The organism is Hymenobacter aerilatus (assembly GCF_022921095.1).
Classification (GTDB): Bacteria; Bacteroidota; Bacteroidia; order Cytophagales; family Hymenobacteraceae; genus Hymenobacter; species Hymenobacter aerilatus.
On record NZ_CP095053.1, the window covers coordinates 2470306 to 2490238 of the forward strand.

Sequence of the window (19933 nt, forward strand, 5' to 3'; positions counted from 1 at the left end):
GCAAAGATAGGAAACCGCTACCGGGTTTTCTACCTCCGGAACGTCATTTCAGGTAGCACCTCTTTCGCTATAGAGCGTCATTCCGAGCTTGCCGAGGAATCTTGCGTGCTGATGCTAGATAGTAGAGTATCATGCTGAGCGCAGGCGCAGCCGCAGCCGAAGCATCTCTACCGCTTCGGCAGATAGTAAATGATTACGCACGGGCGAGATGCTTCGACTACGGCTGCGCCTGCGCTCAGCATGACGTCGTTCTTCCACCCTATCCTACTCTGCCCTACCCTACCGCTTGTTCACATCTACCGTCTGGTAGCCCACGAGCAAATCGGCGCGGGCGCCGGGTGGGCGGTAGTAGACCAGCAGATCATACTGATTTTCGGTTTCCTGGTGCGAGCCTTCCCACATCACGCTGTTGGGTCCCTGGGGAGTTTGGGTGGCGTAGGTATAGTTGTAGTAACCCTGCTTGAGGAGCACGGTTTTGGTGTAAAGTTGGGCCGCGGCATCGTAGGTGAGCCGGAACTCGTCGCGCAGCTGCCAGTCGGTAAGCTGGCCCAGCACATACACCGGGCCGGGCGCGGCTTGCTCGGCGTGCAATTGGAACGTGACATTGGCGTAGTCGGCGTTGGTCTCGCCGTTGCCGTACTCACGGCTCTCAAACAGACGCTGCCCGTTGATGTCGGGATACTGCGTGTAAGCCTCGCCGACGCGGCTGGCATCGGGGTTGAGCAGCACGGCTTTTGGCACCGACTGTTGATCGAGCTTTAGCATGCCTACCCCCAGCACCTGCAAGGAGCGCATATCAAACGGCCGAAACTCGCTGAGGCCCGGAAACGCGTTTTCGAAGTTGAAATACTGATACTCTAGCCGCTGCTCGGCTTCGCGCACGAAGGTAGGGCGCAGGTTGTACTTGGCATTGTCCCACCGGAAGTTCTGGCGCAGAATCACCTTCAGCTCCTGCGAGGGGTTGACGATGGGGTAGCCCGCGTAGCTAATGCCGAAATTGAGCTGTTGTAGGGTATAGCGCTCGGCCCCCGCCGCAATAGGGCCAGGCTGCAAAAACAGCTGTACGTTGGTGTCATACACTAGCAAGCGGCGCGAAAGCAAGGGCGTGTTGCCGGGACCCTGCACCACCAGTAAGTAGTTGCCGCTGAGCTTCACGCGCGGTACTTGCAGCTTGTAGTGGAAGTAGGGTACGCGGGTACCCACCGACGAGCGGTAATCCGTAATCAGCTGTTCATTGATCTGGTCCAGAAACTGAATATCCGTCAGAATCGACGGTTTCCAGTCCACGTCGCAGTGAATGAGCTTGGCTGTGAGGCGCTGGCTCTGGCTGCCTAGCACATCAAACTCCAGCAAGATGGGTAGGCCCTGCGCCAGGGGCACAATGGGTGGCTGGAAGATGTCGGTATTGCCGCTGGTGCCCACGTAGCACTGCACCGAACGAACGTTGGGGTCGTAGATGTAGTCCTGGTAACGCAGGGTTTTGTCGGCGTAATACTCCGGCGCGGTTTGCTGGCCGGGGGTAGGCGCGGCCTGGCGGGCGGTGTCGGTGCTGGTAATAGGCGTGCCCAGCGGTACGCAGGCAGCAGCCAGGAGTAGGGAAAGCAGAATCGGGGAAAGACGCATAGTGCGAAGGTAACGCGAAGCGGGCGGTTGGCAGTACAGTTAACTCTTACCGTGTAATGTTACACAGTGGCACACGTACGCGGCGGCAAGGGCAAGAAGGACCGTGACCTGCCTTTGCCCGAAAGTCTGCTATTACTGCTACGCGAACAGTTTCGGCAGTTCCGGCCCGTTGTATACTTGTTTGAGGGGCAGTTACCCGGCGAACCATATAGCGAGCGTAGCTTGCAGCTCATGGTGAAGCAAGCGGCCGAGCGGGCCAGTATCCGCCGGCCCGATTACCTTGCACATACTGCGACACTACTACACAACGCACTTGCTGGGAGAGGGCGCTGATATTCGGCGTTATCTGAACCTGCTAGGGCACAGCAGCAGTAAAACAACTGAACTACACACCCTCATAACTTCAAAATCCTGCCTGGTTTCATCGCTCGATTCCCTTAATTTGTAATTTGAGTAGTGATGAAAAAACCTTCTACTGGTATGCTATTCGCTATTAACCCTTCTTATGATGACAGACACTCGCTATTGGATTCTTTGTCATTAATAATTTTGGCACATTATAGTCAATTTAAAAAATAATAAATGATAACAGCTATTAAAGTAATATTTATCATATATACCTCCTGGTTTTTTGCAAACACGGCTTGGTATGTTGCCTTTGAGAATGATTTTATATACAAATCAAATATGACATTCGACGAAACAGTAAAAGCTTTTAGAAGAATAAAAGTTAGAGAGAAGCATCTCACGCCCCCTGGTACGTCAATCGATGGCAACGATATTTTACCTAAAGACACTTTAAAGCGGGCATTAGAGTACCATATTAACTACTATGATACCCTTGAAAAATCTATATATCATGTAATGATTTACCAAAATGGTTTTAATCAAAAACATACGCAGAAAAATACTTACGTAAGTTTCCATTATTTACAGTACTCGGATGGACAGAACATACCTTATGTTCGTAAAGGTTTAAGAATTAGGCATAATAAAATTCTAAAGAACCGATTTGAAAACTTAGTAATTGACAGAGTAAGAGCAGACTTAAACAGTCTTAATCATCAAGCCGTTTACAAGAACCGCATAAAGAGAGTAATACATTTCATTCAATAAAAAATAGGCTATAATGATAGTTAAATGTCAGCATTAACTCATGACCTCACTATCCGCTTAGCTCAACCATTAAAAATACCCTTTAAAAGCCCCGCCCGAAGTACAGAGCTTCCGTCGGGGCTTTTCACATTTTACTGATTACACTACATCTCCGCCAACATTTCCCACTGGTCATTCAGCTGAGCTAACTTTTTTTCATGTGCTCAGACTTGAGGGTGGCGGCTTTTATCACAAAATTCAGATGTTATCTTAACAAGACCTCTACCGTCGCATCGTTCCTTAATGCCCGCTGTAGCACTACCTTGCCTTGGTGGACGACCTTCACCTGGAGCTTATCTTTGATTCTGCGCAGGTCAACATCAAAGGTCGTGTTAAACGCTTTTACTTGGCTGATAGTTAGATGGTCCCACGCAGTTGGCAAGTTTGGGCGCAGGGTGAAAGCATTGAACCCTGTTGGTTCGAGGCCTAGTATGCCTTCGGTGAAGATTCGGCAATACAAGGCGCTTTCGGCGGATAGGTGCGCCATGCCGTTCTCCGGCCAGGCTTCTACGGCATAGGGCACCCGAAAACCGGTTAACCGCGTGGTGGAATAGGATAGTAAGCGCTCCAAGGCTCGGTCTGCCGCGCCTGCCTTAAACGCACCCCGAAACGCATACAGGCTTCCTCGGTCCCAAAATACTTGCGGGGAATCAGTCCCTGGTGTGCGCTCCGTCAGGACACCGTTGGCCGACCACAACTTATCGAACAAGGCATCCAGCGTGCCGGCTTTGCGTTGGTTTAATCCTACCACCAAGGGTAGGCATATCCAGCTGCGCAACGTCGTATTCTCTTTGTAGTATTTATACGTGTGCAAGCCGTCCATCTCAGCGCCAAAATGCTTTTCAATAGCTGTTGCTACTCGCTGTGCACGTTGTTGATAGGTTGTGCGCAGGGCGGCGGGCTTCTGCATAGCTTTCACTAACCGGGCCGCTTGGATCAGCGCCCCGTAATATAAGGAAGAGGTGGAAAGATTGGCTGAGCCAGAAGGAAAACGGCCTTCCAGCTCGTCGCTTTCCGATGCCACAATGCCCTCCGACGTGGTTCGCTTATGACAGTAGTCCAGGCACCACGTAATCAAGGGCCATAGCTCCTCGGCTTTTTTCTTATCGCCTGAGGCGAGCAGAAAGTGCGTGGCGCCAAACGCAATCATGGCCGCGTCGCCGCGGTCACGCTCCCCGAAGGGAAACGTGACATCCATTTCGAACGAAGCCCAGATTTTGCCCCCATCTTTTGGCAGGTTGCGCTGAAAGATGCGGTAGGCGTTCATGGCGGCCTGTACGCCAGTTTGATACCCCAGATACGGAAAGAGGGGGCCACTGTACTCAGCCTGGTCATTAGCCCAGATCCCGACGTAATAATTGCCGCCACCCGGGGAATGAACTAGCCCGTAGCGGGAACGAAAAATACTTTCCGCAGCCCTTATCTTGGAGAAATAGAACAAGGTGTTAATGACCTTGTCTGGCGAGTGCAGGCGTAGATTAGTGGCGATACTATCCAGGAACGTATCGCGGCTTTGTTCGACTGCGGCTACAGAAACAGGTGGCTCTGCTTCGTCGTTTAGCGTTGCTAGGAAGTAAATACCAAAGTCATACTGCTTCCCGGGTTGTAAGGTGATGTTGCGCTGGGCATCGGTGAAGACCCTGCGGTGGTACGTTCCGTGCCAGCCGGCCTCTTCCTGCTTGAGTTCGGTGGCCCCAATTCCTAAAGTACAGGGCGTCTTGCCAGTATTAACCAAGGTCCACTTCTCCACCAGGCACCGGTCTTGCATCGAAGGAAAAAAAGAACGGACAACGGTTAGGCCATCTCTCTCCTTGAAATAAAAGCTGATTTTGCCGTTGATCCTGACGGAATCTAACGCACCGGTCTCATACTTCTTGTCCGCCAGGGTGAGTACGGGTAAGAGGTCATCGGTGTAGGTATCGCGCAGATAGGCGCGGTAAAGAGACTCGTTTGATTTGGTGTATTTGCGCAGTTGCGGAAAGAGAATATCACGGGCAATGCGCAGTTGCTTCTCCTTGGTGACCTCGTAGCGGATAATCCCGGAGACTTGCGTGCCCGACAGTTCAATATTGTCGTTGTGGGAGAGTCTTGTTTCACGGGTCAGGTCCCAGGTGATGCTATTGTCTGCGTTCGGACGCCAGAATAGCTCCTTTTGGTTTTTGAAATCTTGCGCTTGACTTTGGGTGACAAGACCAGTAGCTAGAACGAATAGGATGGTTAGGTAGGCTTTCGTACTCATTAGATACTTTATAGCAGAAAACGGCATAGGTACGTAATTCTATGTACTGCCTCAAGATACTAATAGAAGATTCAGTGCTGCCCAAGCTTTGCTTATCTGGTAGCCCCACAAGCTTCCCCACATCCTGTTCACATAAACCAGCACCTTGGTACGCAGTCAACAGCGAAAAGAATACACCAACAGCGGTGGTTGCGGACAACAAAAAAGCTCCGCTTGTTGACGGAGCTTTTCGCTATACGGTGAAGTTGGGCGGCCTTAGCGAACAAAAAAGCCTTTTGCGAGCCAGGCAGCAACGTTCTGCGAACGGACGAAGCGAGTCTCTACGTGTCCCCAGGCGTCTACTTGGTACATGATTGTTTTACCGGCCTCTCGGGCGTGTAGTGCCGCAAGGTGTTCTGCCGAAGACAGCGGTGGCGTAGGCGATTCGGCGGGTTTGCGTACCCGGGTACGCTTAGATGAGTCAGACATACTGAAACAACTTAAGCATCATGTAAAGGTTTGTGCATCACTCGAATTATATCGAAGCTGTTTAGGAAGTCAACAGTGAATCTCTCTACTTTTTAAACAGCCTCGATACCCAGTTCTTGGCAAATCAACCTCACTAAAACCAAAAAGCCCCACCCGAAGCACAGCGCTTCGGGTGGGGCTTTTTGATTATACTAGCTACACTACATTTCCGCCAGCATTTCCCAACGACCATTTAGCTAAACCGTTTCTTTTGAAACTACGGGGGCATACCAGCGCAGTACCGGCACCAGCGTTATAACAGCCAAAGGCGAGAGGATGAAATGAATGATCTGGCTGCTCAGGGCGTAGGCGGCGGGTAGGGCCAGCAGTTTGCCTACCAGCAAGAGTAATATCCCGCTTCCCCCTGCCACTGCATAAAACAGCACCGCCATACGCCACTGCTGCGCGCTCACCAGCAGCAGCCGCACCAGGGCCAGGCAGGCGGCCAGGTACAGCACAGCGTATAGCCCGGCAACGGGCACACTGCGCGAGCGGTTCATGAGGTGCTGGGCGGCATCATCGTGTTGTACGGCTGAGCCGATGCCAGCACTGGCCAGCAGCCGCTCCCATACGGGTGTTAGTGTGGCGTAGAACTCCTCGGTGTACCACGTGAGGCCGAACAGAAACAGTACCAGCAGCAGTACGCCGCTCCAACGCAATAGCATCTGCGGCGCGAAAAGGCGCATGGCTGGGCCTGGCAGTGCAGAGTAGGAAGCAACCTCAGGCATAGGCGTAGGTGGTTTCGGGCTGGGTAGGCGCGGGCTTGCGAGCAGCCAGGCGCGTGGCCCACCACATCCACAACCCGAAGATGAAGGCGTAGACAATAAATGTGAAGGTGTAGTGATGGTTGAAATCCACTGACTCGTGCGCGTAGTATTGGTTGATGCCTAGGGCAGCGATACGCAACACATTGATGCCATAAATGAGCGCGTTGCCGAGCGGAATAAACCACAGCTTACGCCGTAGCGGGCCAGGAAAGGCCAGCACAAAGCCCGTGAACAGCGCGTACAGCACCAAGCCGTCGCAGGGGGCGCTTACGACTACTGCTGGCACTCCATTCAGAAAGAGGACGTTGGATTGCGCATCGGGCACCATTGCCTGGTAGCCTACTACGCGCAGCACGACCGCACCTGCCGCTGCTAGGTTGTGCATCAGCACAGCATCGAGCCGACCATCCAAAGCCAGCGACTGTTCATAGCCGAAAAACCAGAGCAGATAGAGAATAATGGCAATACTACCTGCGCGTAGAAGAGGGTGCAGCCGGGACATATACTAAACGCTATATAGTAAGCAAAAGCAGCTTTTCGGGGTGATTCCGTTGTGTGACAGAACCACCCCAAAAAGCTGCCGGCGACTTTTTACTTGTTTTTGCGGATGCGACGCACCATGTAGGCGGCACCACCGGCGAGCAATAGTGAAGCACCACCATCAATGGGTGCGTGGGTAGGCGGGGGCAATCCTGTACGGGCAGGGGCAGCAAAATGTCACTTGCCTGAGCTGGAGCTGCGGCGCGAGTTAGCAAAAACGCCGTGATGGCAAAACGCAGAGTATTGGTAAAGATTTTCATGAAGAAAATAAGATAAGGTGAACAGAAAAAGTCAGGCTATGCTACCTCTACCGGACGTCAACGGCTGGGATAACAAGACCAAATGTATAGATCAAATTATACTATTCACATATTTTTCTAAATATATTTTTTAAATAAGCCTATTTAATCACTCAATAGTTAAAAAATCGGTCAATATATGCTACGGACATCGGTATCGACAGCGGTGCTCCTGTCCGCTTCTTGCTATGTTTCATATTGTATTCTAACCGTAGCGGAATCCGCATTAGGCAACTCGTATAGTCAGCGTAGAAAGCAAGCACAGGCTACCAATGGCTGTACCTGTAAACCGCAGAAGGCGGGTAGGCAAGAAAGGAAGAGCTCTTCCTTTCTTGCCTACCCGCCTTCTGCGGTTACTATATTGACCACTGCCCTACTTGACCACCGAAGCAGCTGCAGTAGCTGCTAAATACTTTCCAGCTCGTCTACGCGCTCTGCTAGCTGCTCCCAGCGGGTATTGGTCTTATCCAGCTCCTTTTTCACCTGCTCAAACTTCACTGTGGCGTCTTTCAGCTGTGCGGCGTTGTTGTAGATGGTAGGGTCGGCAAGCTGCTTTTCGTAGATGGCCAACTCCTTTTCCAGCTCCGTAACGCGGGATTCTACCTCCTTTAGCTCTTTCGACGCTTTCGTTAGTTCCTGCCGGGCTGTGTCGCGCTCCGTGGTGGAGAGCTGCTTTTTCTCTTCCTTGGGTGCGGGCTTGGGAGCCGAGGGCGAGGGTAGGCCGGCCTTTTTGGCTTCCTTCTCGCGGTCTTCCTGCCACTGCTCGTACTCGGCGTAGGTGCCGGGGTACTCCTTCAGCTGGTAGTCTTCGATGTACCAGATTTTGGTGGCCACGTTTTCCACAAAGAAACGGTCGTGGCTGATGACGATGAACGTGCCCTCGAACTGGTCTAGCGCCTGAATCAGGATGTTCACCGACTGCATGTCCAAGTGGTTGGTCGGTTCGTCGAGGAGTAAGAAGTTGGCTTCCGAAATCAGGGTTTTGGCCAGGGCCACGCGGCTTTTTTCACCACCGCTCAGCACCTTGATTTTCTTGAATACTTGGTCGCCGGTGAACAGGAAGGAGCCCAGCACGGTGCGCAGCTCCATTTCGTTGCGCTTCGAGCCCGCCTCTATCATCTCCTGCAAAATCTCGTTTTCGATGCGCAGGCTTTCCAGCTGGTGCTGGGCGTAGAAGGCCATAATCACGTTGTGGCCCAGCTGGTGGTTGCCGTTGGTAGGCGCTTCGGTGCCGGCTACCAGGCGCATCAGGGTAGACTTACCCTTACCGTTGGCCCCAATTAGCGCAATTTTGTCGCCGCGCTCGATGTGCACGTTGGTGTCGCGGAAGATGATTTTTTGGTCGTACTTCTTGGTCACGTGCTCCATGCGCAGGATATGGCGGCCAGGCTGCACCGAGAAACGGAACGAGAAATTGACCTTGGCCGCCTCGGGTGCTACGTCCTCAATGCGGTCCATCTTGTCGAGGGCCTTTTGGCGGCTTTGCGCCTGCTTGGCTTTACTGGCTTTGGCCTTGAAGCGCTCAATAAAGCGCTCCGCCTGCCGGATGGCGGCCTGCTGGTTCTCAAAAGCGCCCTTCTGAATCTCGTTGCGTTCCTCCTTCTCTACCATGTAGTAGGAGTAGTTGCCAGCGTAGGGTACCAACTTGCCACCCGTCACCTCTACCGTAGTATTGGTGGTGCGGTCCAGAAACTCGCGGTCGTGCGATACAATAATCACGGCGCCCTCGTAGCCAGCTAGGTAGTTCTCAATCCACTTGATAGAGGGTAGGTCCAAGTGGTTGGTTGGTTCGTCGAGCAGCAGCAGGGAGGGTTGTTGCAGCAGGATTTTCGCCAGCATCACGCGCATACGCCAGCCACCCGAAAACAGCTTCAGAGGCTTTTGCAGCTCCTCCGTCGTGAAGCCCAACCCCTCCAGAATTTCCTCGGTTCGGGCCTGCATGGTGTAGCCGCCCAGCGCCTCGAAGCGCTCCTGCAAATCGGCCAGCTTATCTACCAGGTCGTCGGTGTAGTTGGTTTCGAACTCCAGCAGCGTCTCGTCGATCTGCTTTTGCAGGTCCAACGCCTCGCCAAACGCCTGCATAGCCACAATGAGGATGGGCTCGTGCGAGTCGTAGCTCAGCAAATCCTGGTTCAGGAAGCCCAGCGTCACGTCCTTGCTCATGCTGATGCTGCCGCCGTCGGGCTTGTACTCGCCTACCAACAGGCGCAGCAGCGTCGATTTGCCTTGCCCGTTCAGCCCAATCAGGCCGATTTTGTCTTTGGGCTTAATGTGGAGGTTGGCCCCGTCGTAGAGCGTGCGCGAGCCGAAGTGAAAGTCTAAGTCGTTGATGGAAATCATTTCCTACTTTGCTATAAGCTACAAAGGTAAGGAACTATAGGCGCTAGTGTAAACGCAATATGTATTCAATCCACTATCTATGCTATCTGAAGATTTTTGCACTCGCCTCGAACAGGCTCTGACTACAGCCTTTTGTAATTCACTTGACAGAAGTCTTCGGGGCTACTTTTGCGATGGGATTTTGGCCCCTGAATGGAAGAAGGATTACGTACCTGCTAGCGTTAAGCATACAAAACAAATCGTAACACGTGCGTGGATTGATGAAGGACGACGCAGAGGCAGCAACTCATCTACTCAACGGTTGTATCAGTTGATATTATTACTTGGTAAGCAAACATATGATGACTATATGAAAAAAGGCCAACTCACACAGAGGGCCCCTGTAACTAGTGAAAGAGTATTTATTGATACGGCAACAGCAATTATTACAGTTCAACTTTTATAATGATGAATGAGTCAACTCCTATCCTACTCATTCTGGATATTGACGAAACATTATTACATGCTTCGCACATACCTCTTGGCCGGCCAGCAGATTTTGAAGTATTTGGTTACTACATCTACCTGCGCCCACACCTGACTGAGTTTCTGCTCGGCTGCAGTCAGCATTTCAGATTAGCGGTTTGGTCATCGGCATCGGATGATTACGTAGCTGAAATTATCCGGCGCATTGTACCTAATACTGTTCCGCTAGAATTTGCGTGGGGGCGCAGCCGCTGTACTTATTGTTTCAACAATATAGCGTTTGAACAAGTTGGTTATGCTGATTTTCAGAGTCATTACAATTACGTAAAAGTACTCAAGAAACTCAAGCGACGCGGTTATTCTCTCGACCGAGTAGTAATTGTGGACGATACCCCATCCAAATCCCAGCGCAACTACGGCAATGCTATTTATCCAACAGAATACATTGGTAAACCAGATGACAGAGAGTTGCTACAATTGCTACAGTATCTCGTGCGGATTAAAGATGTTCCTAACGTAAGAATTGTGGAAAAACGTCATTGGCGCGATGTCGTTGCCAACATGTAGTAATATAACCATCACAAGTTTTTACTCTTCCCATCTGTCATTTCAGCAGTATAATTTCGTCACATCTTAGGTGAAACACTGTTGCGCAGCTTACATCAGCATTGCTGCTGATGCTATATCTTCGCCGCATGGCCCCTACCCTTTCGCTAGCTCCTGCCGCCCCCGCCGACATTCCTGCGCTGGAACGCCTCGTCAACCATGCCTACCGCGGCGACGCCTCCCGCCAAGGCTGGACCACTGAGGCCGACCTACTCGATGGCACCCGCGTGGATGCGGCCGAGCTGCACCGGATGCTGGCGGCGCCTGGCGCTACCCTCCTTGTGGGCCGCAACGAGCAGGGCGAACCGGTGGCGTGTGCCTACCTGCACGTGCAGCCGCCACAGCTGTACTTAGGCATGCTTTCGGTGCAGCCTACCTTGCAGGCCCAGGGGGTGGGCCGGCTGCTGTTGCAGGCTGCCGAGCAGCATGCCCGCCAGTACGGCTGCCACCGGATAAAAATCACCGTCATCAGTGACCGAACCGAACTGCTAGCCTGGTATGAGCGCCACGGCTACCAGCGCACCGGCGCCACCGAGGCCTTCCCCACCGACCCGCGCTTTGGGGTGCCACGCAAGCCACTGGCGCTGCTAGTACTAACGAAATCTCTTGGGTAGGGCGCCGAAGTTCTCGTTGCAAAATCCACCCTCAGCACATGGAGTAGGTCCTCACAAAAGAGCAAGCAAATGCAGGTTTTTTCGTGTGGTTGTCGGTTTACACACTAGCTGGGCGTATTGTTGTATTTCATTTACCAACAATTTCAGTGGCTATATCTTTTTCCTTTACCCTACCCCGTGTCTGCCTGGTAGTATTGAGCTTGCTGTGTGGATGCCTACGACCGGCGTACGCACAGGTACTACCTGATTCGCTGAGCACTGTAGGGCGCGACAGCCTCTACATTGCCGAAACAGAAGCTACAGGCCCCGATAAGGTGCTGCACGCCGAGCCGCTCTATATTGACCTGATTCGGGACTTGGGTGCCCGCAAGGGCGAGCGGGAGTGGAACGTAGGCTTGGGCCTCACCGACAACACCGACTACGACGAACACACCCTACTGGTAGAGTATGAGTGGGCACCCGTAAATCGGTTAGGGCTGGAAGTGGAAGTGCCCCTGACGTTTTACTCCGGCAACCGGACACCCGGCAGCCCACGACCTAACCACCAACTCAGTGGCTTCAAAACAGCCATTCAGTATTCGTTTTTCGTCTCGGAAAAATTGAAGACCTCTATGGCCATAGGCTATATCAATGAGCTGACTGCAAACGACTTGAACCGCCTAAACGAAAAGCCTATAACAGGAAATGTGTACAGCCCTTTTTTCGTAGCTGCCAAGCGCTGGGGCAACTCGTTTCACACCCTCATCTATACAGGCCCTATTGCAGAGCAGCATTTTGCCACGGGCCATACCGAATGGTTTTACCAGCACAATACCAGCTTCCACTACCTAATTCCGGGCACGCGCAACTTCTTAGGATTGGAAATTAATCAGCTGTGGGGGCAAGACGATTTTGATACGGTATTGCGCCCGCAGATGCGGGTAAGCCTAGCCGACAATCTGCTGATTGGCATCGTAGGCGGCATTCCAATCGACCGCGAAACCGAGCGGCTGAGTACTTTCTTACGCCTGATCTACGAGCCAGGCCACCGAGGTCCCCGGTAGCCCCTACCCTACCCAAATCCTTTTGCCGCCAGACCCGCTTCCTCTATAATCGAAACGGCCTCAGCAACTTGCTGAGGCCGTTTCGGCTTATTATCGATGCACTAGACTGCGCCTACCATAGGCTGGTATTGGTGATACCCGGCGGCAGCGGCGGATGCTCCGTGAAGCCCAGCACGCACCAGCCGGCTTCTACCCCAAAGGCGCCGCCATGCAGCACGTAGCTGATCCAGCGGGTAGTAGCGCGGCCGGTGTACTGTTCGCTTTCGGGCTCGAACTCGCGCAATAATACTGCGTCGCCTACCTGAAAGTTTCGGTCATTCTGGCGTACGTCGAAGGGCTTGGTGTGGGCTTCTACGGCCGTAAAGCACGAAGGCCAGATTTTAAGTTCGTGCGTTTGGTAGGTAGCTGGTACCGTTTGGGTAGGGAAGGTTGCTATAGATGTCATGATGAAAAGTCAATTAGAGTAAGACATGGATTCTTATTAGAACCCGTTCAAGCGCGAAAGGTGAGCGTGCTTGTCACGTATTCACTTAAACATAACATGCGCCACGGGCAATTTGTGCAAACGCTCCGTCTAACTCCTCACCATCTTCTTCCCTACCCAGCCAGCGGACTCCGAAACTGCGGAGCCTTACGCTGCTTGCTGGCTTGCTCGTAGGCATAGGCCAGCGGCAACAGCGCCGCCTCTTGCCAGGCCCCAGCCACAAACGACAGTCCCACCGGCAAGCCGTGCGCCTGGCCCATGGGCACCGTGATGTGCGGGTAGCCAGCCATGGCGGCCGGCGACGAGAAGCCGGGACCGGGCCAGTAGTCGCCATTCACAAGGTCAATGCAGGGCGCGGGGGCATTGGTGATACCCACGATAGCATCGAGCCGGTGGGTTTGCAAAGCAGAATCAAGGGCACGGCGGGCACCCTCGTGCGACTTGCGCAGGGCGGCTTGGTACTTGGTGCTGGCGAGGCCATCGGTTTTCTCGGCCTGCTCCAGAATTTCCTGCTGGAAGTAGGGCATGGCTTTATCGGCGTGCTGGGTGTTGAAGGCAATAACGTCGGTCAGCGTTTTCACGGCGGCGTTGGCCGTGGCGAGGTACTTGTTCAGGCCATCTTTGAACTCGTAGAGCAATACATCGTATTCGGCGCCACCGAGAGGGTCGGTTTCCTTCAGCAGCTCAATCTCGACGATGGTAGCTCCTTGTGCCTTCAGCAGTTCCACGGCCTGGCGGAACAGTGGCACAGCGTCGTTGTTGCCGGTGAGGTGGGCTTTTTCTACCCCCAGGCGCTTGCCTTGCAGGCCATTGGCATCCAGGAACTTGGTATAGTCGGGGTGCAGATGGCCGGCGCTGGCCTGGGTGGCGGCGTCTTGGGCATCGGGGCCAGCCAGGGCGCCCAGCAGCACGGCCGCGTCGCGCACGGTGCGGGCCATAGGGCCGGCCGTATCCTGGGTAGCCGAAATGGGGATGATGCCCGTGCGGCTCCACAGCCCTACCGTAGGCTTGATGCCTACCACCCCGCTGCACGACGACGGCGACACAATGGACCCATCTGTCTCAGTTCCAATAGCAATAGCGCACAAATTGGCCGATACCGCCGCACCCGACCCCGACGATGAGCCGCTGGGCGTGCGGTCCAGCACGTGCGGATTCTTGGTTTGGCCGCCGCGGCTGCTCCAGCCGCTGGTGCTGCGCGAGGAGCGAAAATTAGCCCATTCGCTTAGGTTGGTTTTGCCGAGCAACACAGCCCCCGCCTCGCGCAACTTCTTCACAATGAAGGCATCTTGTGCAGCTTTATGCACGCTGAGCGCCAACGAACCAGCAGTGGTCTGCATCTGGTCACCGGTATCGATGTTGTCTTTGATGAGCACCGGCACACCGTGCAACGGCCCGCGCACCTTGCCCGCCTTGCGCTCCTGGTCCAGCTGGTCGGCCAGACGCAGGGCGTCGGGGTTCAGCTCAATCACGCTACGTAGGGTAGGGCCGCTTTGGTCGATGGCTTTGATGCGCTGCTGGTACAGTTCCACAAGGCTGCGGGCGGTGCGCTGGCCGCTTTGCAGCTGCTGTTGCAACTCACTCAGCGTAGCTTCGTGCAGCTCGAAGGCATCGGCCGCAGTGGGCGCCGTGGCGGCGGTCTGAGTGGCTGGCGACTTGGAGTCGCAGGCGGGCAGGGAAAAGGTAGAAAGGGCCAGCCCGGTCAGGCCGCCGTTGCGCAGGAATAGTCGTCGGTTCATTGGCTGCATTTTCCGCGTAAGATACGGGCCGAACCGTGGTTTCCTACCCTGGCACCGGGGCAGCTTTGGGGCGGTTGCGTTGGCATTTCTCGCCGCAGTACTTCACTTCCTCCCAGCTGTTACGCCACTTTTTGCGGTACTCGAAGGGGCGCCCGCAGGTGAGGCAGATTTTGGTAGGTAGATTACCCTTGGTGAGCTTGGCGGGGAGGTGGCTGGCAGCAGGCATAGCACGGGTGGCAAGTGAACCGATAGACACACCTTCAAACGGCGTGGGCAGCCGAAAGGTGCGCGGCTTATAACCCTACCCGGTAGCTCCTCCGTAGTGCGTTGATACAACCACCTCATCCTCACCGTCTATGTCTGCTCTCACTACCTTCCGGCGCCCTACCCTACCCCTGTTCTCGCTGGCGTTGCTGGGCCTGCTGGCCACCAGCTGCAAAGAAGATTCCAACGTTACTCCCGATGCACCCGATACCATCACCTTCACGCAATCGGCCCTCTACCCCGAGGGCGTACAGTACGACGCTACCAACAACCGCTTTCTGGTCAGCTCCCAGACGCGCGGCACCGTGGGTCAGGTGAAGGATGACGGCACGTACAGCGCCTTTGCGGAAGATGCGCAGCTAGTTTCGACCATTGGCATGCACGTAGACGATGCCCGCAACCGCGTACTGGTGGCCGTGTCGGACCCGGGTTACAACACGGCCCGCACCACCGAGGCTACCAGACGCAAGCTGGCCGCGGTGGCCATCTTCAACCGCGATACTGGTCAGCGCATTGCCTATGTGAACCTGGGTGCCCTGCGCCCCAACGCAGCCGGCCACTTCGCCAACGATATTGCCGTGGATGGTCAAGGCAATGCCTACGTGACGGACAGCTTCGCACCCATTATCTATAAAATAGACGCTCAAGGCACGCCCACCGTCTTCCTCGAAAACGCCCAATTGGGGGCGCCCGCCGGTTCTTTCGGTCTCAATGGCATTGTATATCACCCCGATGGCTACCTGCTGGTAGCGAAATCGGATGAAGGTGCGCTGTTTAAAGTGCCGCTCAACAACCCGGCGTCTTTCGCCAAAGTGACGACCAGCGTGAATCTACGCGGGGCTGATGGTCTGCTGCTCTACAACAATACTACGTTGCAAGCCGTGGCCAACAACCAAAGCACCGTATACCGCCTCACCTCGTCCGACAATTGGACCTCCACCACATCTACTGGCACCTTCACCACGCCGGCCGTGTACCCCACTACCCTCGCCCGCCGCGGCTCCGATACCTATGTTCTCTACTCCCACCTGAACGCGCTGCAAGCGAATCAGCAGCCGCCCGTATCAGACTTCACGATTCAGGAAGTGGATTTTTAAAGTAGCCTTTGGTTCTACAACACGATGTATGTTGTCCGTTCAGTAGTTTGCTAAGATATCTGCTACTAGCAAACTACTGAACGGAATAGCCGACTTACACCGTGGTGGTTACCGGCCGGCGCAGCCACAACACCACCAGCAGCAATAGTAGCAGCACAATAGCTGGCAAACCGCCCGCCAGCCCACCAGGAATTTTGGTTGCGTGCATAATGATGGCGCCAATCATGATGAAAACCAACCCTAACGCTGCGGGCCGAACAAAGCGTGGTATCAACAGCCCTATGCCTCCCAGCACTTCGGCGGCGGCCACAACATAGGCCAATGCGCCCGGTAAGCCCAGACCGCCAAACATGCCAACTGTACCTGGTAGGTCCATGAATTTTCTTGCTCCAGAAGCAATAAAAGCCAAGGCTAGTAAACCTTGCAGAACCCAGGCAATGATGTTACGAGCAGATGCGGACATGATGGAAAATGGTTGTGGAGTTAAAAATAGGACCGAACGTAGCAATAAGCTCTTTCTGCTATAATAGTAAGCATTGTTCGACTAAAAGACTACTACCCATCAATAGGAGAGACTATCCTGTTACCAGAGTTGACTGAAAACTCTAAGTCACTGAGCACAGCTTACTTGTATACCGGCTTATCCTGTTGCTCGCTGAGCTTTTTGCTGAGCAGGGCGGGCACGCCGGCGCTGTTGAACATGCCACTCACAATGCCTTGCCGCCATAGCGTGAAGACCGACACGCGCAGGTCGCGGGCGGAGGTCATGTTGCCTACCTGAAGCTTGCCCTTGCGCGGGTTATCGTCGCGCAGAAACAGGCCGTTGACGAGCGTCGTTTTCAGGCGGGAGCCGAGCGTTTTGTGGTCGGCACCGCCTTGTTGACTGAGGATGGTCAGCTTGAGGTTGGAGTAGTTGGCCCACATGGGTCCGGTTACCCGCTGGCGGTCGGCTTGTAGCTGAAAGCGAATATTATGCACCAGCCCGCTGCGGAAAACCAGCTGCTTGGTAGGCACCGTCATCGGATTCAACATCGACAGCTGCCCCTCACTGAACGTACCCGTGATGCTGTGCCGCCCGTTGGGGTCGAGTAGATTGGCCCTGAGCGTAGCTTGTAACCGGCAGCGGTTTTGCAGCCACGCCGTGGCGTGCACCACCGCCGGGTGCGCCGCCGACATTCGGTGCGGGTCGTTGGAGAAATTGTCGATGGTACCCGACACTCGGTTAATCGTTAGCTCACCGGGTTTGGGGTTTTGCGGGGCGCGGTAGATGGTATACAGCGTACCATTCTGCACGTTGATGCGCCGTATGTCCAGCGTGAAGCCTAAGTGGCGCAGCGCCTCGGGCGTGGCCACTGAGTGCGCCGGATTGAGGGCAAAACGGCCGTCGCTGCGGGTCTGCACGCGGGGTTGCCGGATGGTCAGCGTCTGCATAGCCAGGCGATGCTGATTGGTGAGGGCTGCGTATTGCACAGCCGTGGCGCGCAGCTGTGGAATAAGTAGCGTGACGTGCGGGGCCTGGTGGTGCTTGCGCCGAGAAAGCTCCGCTACGGACACCAGCGGCCGCAGCCGGAGGTTGTTGACTTCCAATAAACCTCCCCGCGTGGCTAGATGCGCACTTTGGCAGGCCAGCTCGTAGAAAGGCGGATCGAGGCGGGCCATAACCACGCCGGTACGTACATCCCACTGTCGGGCATACAGCACCCGCTGCTGGTCCTGCGCCCCCACCGAATCGATTCGCAGCTGGCTACCCTGCACCGCAATGCGTTGTGACCGGGGCTGCTCCTCTAATCCGCGTATTCGGGCCGAGGCGTTGGCCAGCAGCAGATGCTCCAACTGTACCCTATCAAACCACGGCGCCAGCAGCCGATGAATGGGTGGCGGTGGCACGCGCGGGGCCGTCATGTCGAGGTCGCAAGCCAGCAATAACAGCGTATCGGCCCGAAACCGATGGCGCGCCAGATCCGCTGTATGTAGGCCCGAGAGCAACAGCCGAGGCAGTTGCAGCGCCACGCGGGCATTGCGGCTGCGCACCTCGCTCAGCGGCTGCTGGGGCCGCACCACCACCGAATCAACCACCAGCGTGCCTGGCCGCGATGCAAACCACACCCTACGCAGTGCCAGGCGGTGCTGGGCCGCAGCTGCTTTCAAGTGAAATAGTTGCCCCTGCATAGCGGCGGCGTAGCCTACCCGTTGCGAGTCGGCAGCCCCGGCGGCACTCAACAGAATATCCTGCGCCGAGAAAGTGGCCTGTTTCCAGCCCACTGCCGTGGCACTATCTGGCTGGTAGGTGGCGCGCACGTGGCGAAGGGCCAGATAGCCAAGCCGCAGCCCTTGCAAACGCATGGGGAGGCGTTGGTGGAGTGGCTGGGATTGCCGGGCCGTGGGCAGCTTGCCTTGCAGACGAAGATGGAGAGAATCGAGTACCAGACTATCGACGGGAACTGTACCGCGCTGTAGTAGCTGCCACAGCCCTACCCCTGTTAGGCGGGCATGGCCTAGCCGAAGTTGCAGGGGCGGTAGCGCAGCCGTATCGGTGATAGAAGGCCCTACCGTACGCAGTTGTACGCCGCGCACATATAGGCTCTGGTCCCACAAGCTGGTATGAAGCTCGGCAATGTGCAACTGGTAGCGGCCGTGGGTGCTTTGGGCTACTTGCTTTTCTAGATACTGCCGCAGCCAGGGGTCGAGGGCCAGAAAGGCTACGCCCAGCAGCGCTCCTACCCCCAGCACTGCCCAATACCACCAGCGCCACGTGGGCCGTGCGGGTGGCGAGACAACTTGAGTAGTAGAAGCTGACAACACGAAATAATGAAAAAAGAAATAATACTCCTGTAACGTATAACGGAAGTGCAGCGGTTGTCGCCGCGTTGCTTTTTAGCTGCTTCTGCGGCGTTTACGTACTGTCAGACAATTGCCCAGTTACGCACCCAGCCCTATCTTGCTGGCCGTAGCCTACCCTTTTCGCCTTATACTCATTCTTGCATGCTCGCTATTACCTCGCTGCTCAGCCCCAAATACGCAGCGCATATCAACAAGATTATCAAGAGCCTAGAGGAAAAGTTTGGGCTCGACGATGTGCAGGCTACCCCCGACCCGCACATCACCTACCAGTTGGCCGGGGTGCGCCAGCTGTCGGCCCTGAAAGAAGTGTTGCAGGATGTGGCCTGTACCACTCATTCGTTTCCGGCCTTTACCACCGGATTGGGCGTGTTTCCGGGACCCAACCCCGTCATTTATATTCCAGTGCTACGCTCCAACGAGCTGAATGCCCTGCACCAGCGCATTTTGCGAGCCACTGCTCCCTTGTGCCTGCAAACCGATAAATACAGTGCCCCTGACTGCTGGCTACCGCATATTTCCCTAGCCCTGCACGACACCACCCCCGAGCTGCTGGGCCCCGTGCTGCAATACCTCAATGAGCAAACGTTCAATCTGAAAATCAGCATCAACAACCTGGCTATTCTGCGCCAGGAGGGCGAGCTGTTTGTGCGGGAGAAGGTATTTAAGTTTGAAAGCGCTACGCTTGATGAGGTTGCCCCTATATTGGAGGCACCCATGCCGCGCCTGTAAATTTCTGGGGGTAGGGCGCGGCATTTTGCGCCCCACGACCGACCTTTGCCGCTCAACCACTCCCACTACCTGATGACATTCTACTCTGTCGTACTACTGCTGCACAACTGGACGCGCTGGCTCGTCCTTATCTTTGGTCTCATTGCCATCTTCCGCGCGTTTGGCGGCTGGCAGGGCCGTAAGCCCTACACCGGCGCCGATAATGGCATGGCGGCGGCCTTCGTAGGCTCCATGCACTTGCAGTTGCTGTTGGGCGTGCTGCTGTACTTCTTTTTAAGCCCTGTTGGGCTGTCGATGATGAAGGCCATGGGCGGCGCGGCCATGAAGGATCCGCAAGCCCGTTTTTGGGGGGTAGAGCACATTACGGCCATGATCTTGGCCTGGGCTGCCGCGCAAATCGGGCGCAGCAAATCCAAGAAAATCAGCGACGCCGTACTCAAGCACAAGACTGCCTTTATCTGGTTTACCATTGCGCTGGTGCTGGTGCTCATTATGATTCCGTGGGGCATCTGGAACCCTGCCCGCCCACTAATTCGCCCGTAACCTAGCGCACGGATTTTTGCGGATTGGACGGATTAATC

At 55.0% G+C, this 19933-nt stretch carries 20 protein-coding genes; 9 read left to right on the forward strand and 11 right to left on the reverse strand.

Annotated elements, in window-relative coordinates:
• Nucleotides 1–279 precede the first annotated feature (279 nt).
• Nucleotides 280–1623 (reverse strand): type IX secretion system plug protein, encoded by a 1344-nt coding sequence (locus tag MUN82_RS10580; protein ID WP_245097343.1) that lies wholly within the window; start codon nt 1621–1623, stop codon nt 280–282.
• 66 nt (nt 1624–1689) lie between these two features.
• On the opposite strand from MUN82_RS10580, the gene MUN82_RS10585 reads away from it, so the two are divergent.
• On the forward strand, nt 1690–1956 hold the full coding sequence (locus MUN82_RS10585) for a site-specific integrase (protein ID WP_245097345.1): 267 nt from the start codon (nt 1690–1692) through the stop codon (nt 1954–1956).
• Nucleotides 1937–2071, forward strand: coding sequence for an integrase (locus MUN82_RS22460; protein ID WP_375374089.1), 135 nt, complete (start codon nt 1937–1939; stop codon nt 2069–2071). Before MUN82_RS10585 ends, MUN82_RS22460 begins: the two co-directional genes overlap by 20 nt.
• 912 nt (nt 2072–2983) lie before the next feature.
• On the opposite strand, the gene MUN82_RS10590 is transcribed toward MUN82_RS22460, so the two are convergent.
• From MUN82_RS10590 to MUN82_RS10605, 5 genes are all read right to left on the reverse strand, one after another.
• Nucleotides 2984–5017: a hypothetical protein gene (locus tag MUN82_RS10590; RefSeq protein WP_245097346.1), complete on the reverse strand. Its 2034-nt coding sequence runs from the start codon at nt 5015–5017 to the stop codon at nt 2984–2986.
• A 704-nt stretch (nt 5018–5721) separates the two neighbouring features.
• Nucleotides 5722–6252 carry an XrtX-associated membrane protein gene (locus tag MUN82_RS10595; RefSeq protein ID WP_245097348.1) on the reverse strand — a complete coding sequence of 177 codons (531 nt, stop codon included), beginning with the start codon at nt 6250–6252 and terminating at the stop codon, nt 5722–5724.
• Nucleotides 6245–6793 (reverse strand): exosortase X, encoded by a 549-nt coding sequence (gene xrtX, locus MUN82_RS10600; protein ID WP_245097349.1) that lies wholly within the window; start codon nt 6791–6793, stop codon nt 6245–6247. Before xrtX ends, MUN82_RS10595 begins: the two co-directional genes overlap by 8 nt.
• A gap of 89 nt (nt 6794–6882) precedes the next feature.
• Nucleotides 6883–6981 carry a PID-CTERM protein-sorting domain-containing protein gene (locus tag MUN82_RS22465; protein WP_375374090.1) on the reverse strand — a complete coding sequence of 33 codons (99 nt, stop codon included), beginning with the start codon at nt 6979–6981 and terminating at the stop codon, nt 6883–6885.
• A gap of 554 nt (nt 6982–7535) precedes the next feature.
• Nucleotides 7536–9470 carry an ABC-F family ATP-binding cassette domain-containing protein gene (locus MUN82_RS10605; RefSeq protein ID WP_245097351.1) on the reverse strand — a complete coding sequence of 645 codons (1935 nt, stop codon included), beginning with the start codon at nt 9468–9470 and terminating at the stop codon, nt 7536–7538.
• A gap of 79 nt (nt 9471–9549) precedes the next feature.
• On the opposite strand from MUN82_RS10605, the gene MUN82_RS10610 reads away from it, so the two are divergent.
• The 4 genes from MUN82_RS10610 to MUN82_RS10625 all read left to right on the forward strand — a co-directional run bounded on the left by MUN82_RS10610 (nt 9550) and on the right by MUN82_RS10625 (nt 12198).
• Nucleotides 9550–9915, forward strand: a complete 366-nt coding sequence (locus MUN82_RS10610) for a hypothetical protein (protein WP_245097353.1) — start codon at nt 9550–9552, stop codon at nt 9913–9915.
• Nucleotides 9915–10502 carry an HAD family hydrolase gene (locus MUN82_RS10615; RefSeq protein WP_245097355.1) on the forward strand — a complete coding sequence of 196 codons (588 nt, stop codon included), beginning with the start codon at nt 9915–9917 and terminating at the stop codon, nt 10500–10502. Before MUN82_RS10610 ends, MUN82_RS10615 begins: the two co-directional genes overlap by 1 nt.
• A 128-nt stretch (nt 10503–10630) precedes the next feature.
• A complete protein-coding gene (locus tag MUN82_RS10620) occupies nt 10631–11155 on the forward strand; it encodes a GNAT family N-acetyltransferase (protein WP_245097357.1) in 525 nt (174 codons plus the stop codon).
• A gap of 146 nt (nt 11156–11301) precedes the next feature.
• Nucleotides 11302–12198 (forward strand): HAEPLYID family protein, encoded by an 897-nt coding sequence (locus tag MUN82_RS10625; protein WP_245097358.1) that lies wholly within the window; start codon nt 11302–11304, stop codon nt 12196–12198.
• 112 nt (nt 12199–12310) lie between these two features.
• On the opposite strand, the gene MUN82_RS10630 is transcribed toward MUN82_RS10625, so the two are convergent.
• From MUN82_RS10630 to MUN82_RS10640, 3 genes are all read right to left on the reverse strand, one after another.
• Nucleotides 12311–12643, reverse strand: a complete 333-nt coding sequence (locus tag MUN82_RS10630; RefSeq protein ID WP_245097360.1) for an ASCH/PUA domain-containing protein — start codon at nt 12641–12643, stop codon at nt 12311–12313.
• Between the two features lie 152 nt (nt 12644–12795).
• Nucleotides 12796–14421 carry an amidase gene (locus MUN82_RS10635; protein ID WP_245097361.1) on the reverse strand — a complete coding sequence of 542 codons (1626 nt, stop codon included), beginning with the start codon at nt 14419–14421 and terminating at the stop codon, nt 12796–12798.
• Between the two features lie 43 nt (nt 14422–14464).
• The gene (locus MUN82_RS10640; RefSeq protein WP_245097363.1) at nt 14465–14647 is read right to left on the reverse strand and encodes a DUF2256 domain-containing protein; all 183 of its coding nucleotides are present in this window, start codon (nt 14645–14647) and stop codon (nt 14465–14467) included.
• A 130-nt stretch (nt 14648–14777) separates the two neighbouring features.
• Here MUN82_RS10640 and MUN82_RS10645 point away from each other — a divergent pair, with 130 nt between their 5' ends.
• Nucleotides 14778–15782, forward strand: coding sequence for a hypothetical protein (locus MUN82_RS10645; protein ID WP_245097364.1), 1005 nt, complete (start codon nt 14778–14780; stop codon nt 15780–15782).
• A gap of 94 nt (nt 15783–15876) precedes the next feature.
• On the opposite strand, the gene MUN82_RS10650 is transcribed toward MUN82_RS10645, so the two are convergent.
• Nucleotides 15877–16245, reverse strand: coding sequence for a DoxX family protein (locus MUN82_RS10650; protein WP_245097366.1), 369 nt, complete (start codon nt 16243–16245; stop codon nt 15877–15879).
• 161 nt (nt 16246–16406) lie between these two features.
• Nucleotides 16407–18581 carry a hypothetical protein gene (locus MUN82_RS10655; protein WP_245097367.1) on the reverse strand — a complete coding sequence of 725 codons (2175 nt, stop codon included), beginning with the start codon at nt 18579–18581 and terminating at the stop codon, nt 16407–16409.
• Nucleotides 18582–18764: 183 nt separating this feature from the next.
• Here MUN82_RS10655 and MUN82_RS10660 point away from each other — a divergent pair, with 183 nt between their 5' ends.
• Both MUN82_RS10660 and MUN82_RS10665 read left to right on the forward strand, forming a co-directional pair.
• Complete coding sequence (locus MUN82_RS10660; RefSeq protein ID WP_245097369.1) at nt 18765–19352, forward strand: 2'-5' RNA ligase family protein; 588 nt, start codon at nt 18765–18767, stop codon at nt 19350–19352.
• 72 nt (nt 19353–19424) lie between these two features.
• Entirely contained in the window at nt 19425–19895 is a 471-nt protein-coding gene (locus tag MUN82_RS10665) for a hypothetical protein (RefSeq protein WP_245097370.1), read from the forward strand.
• Nucleotides 19896–19933: the final 38 nt, after the last annotated feature.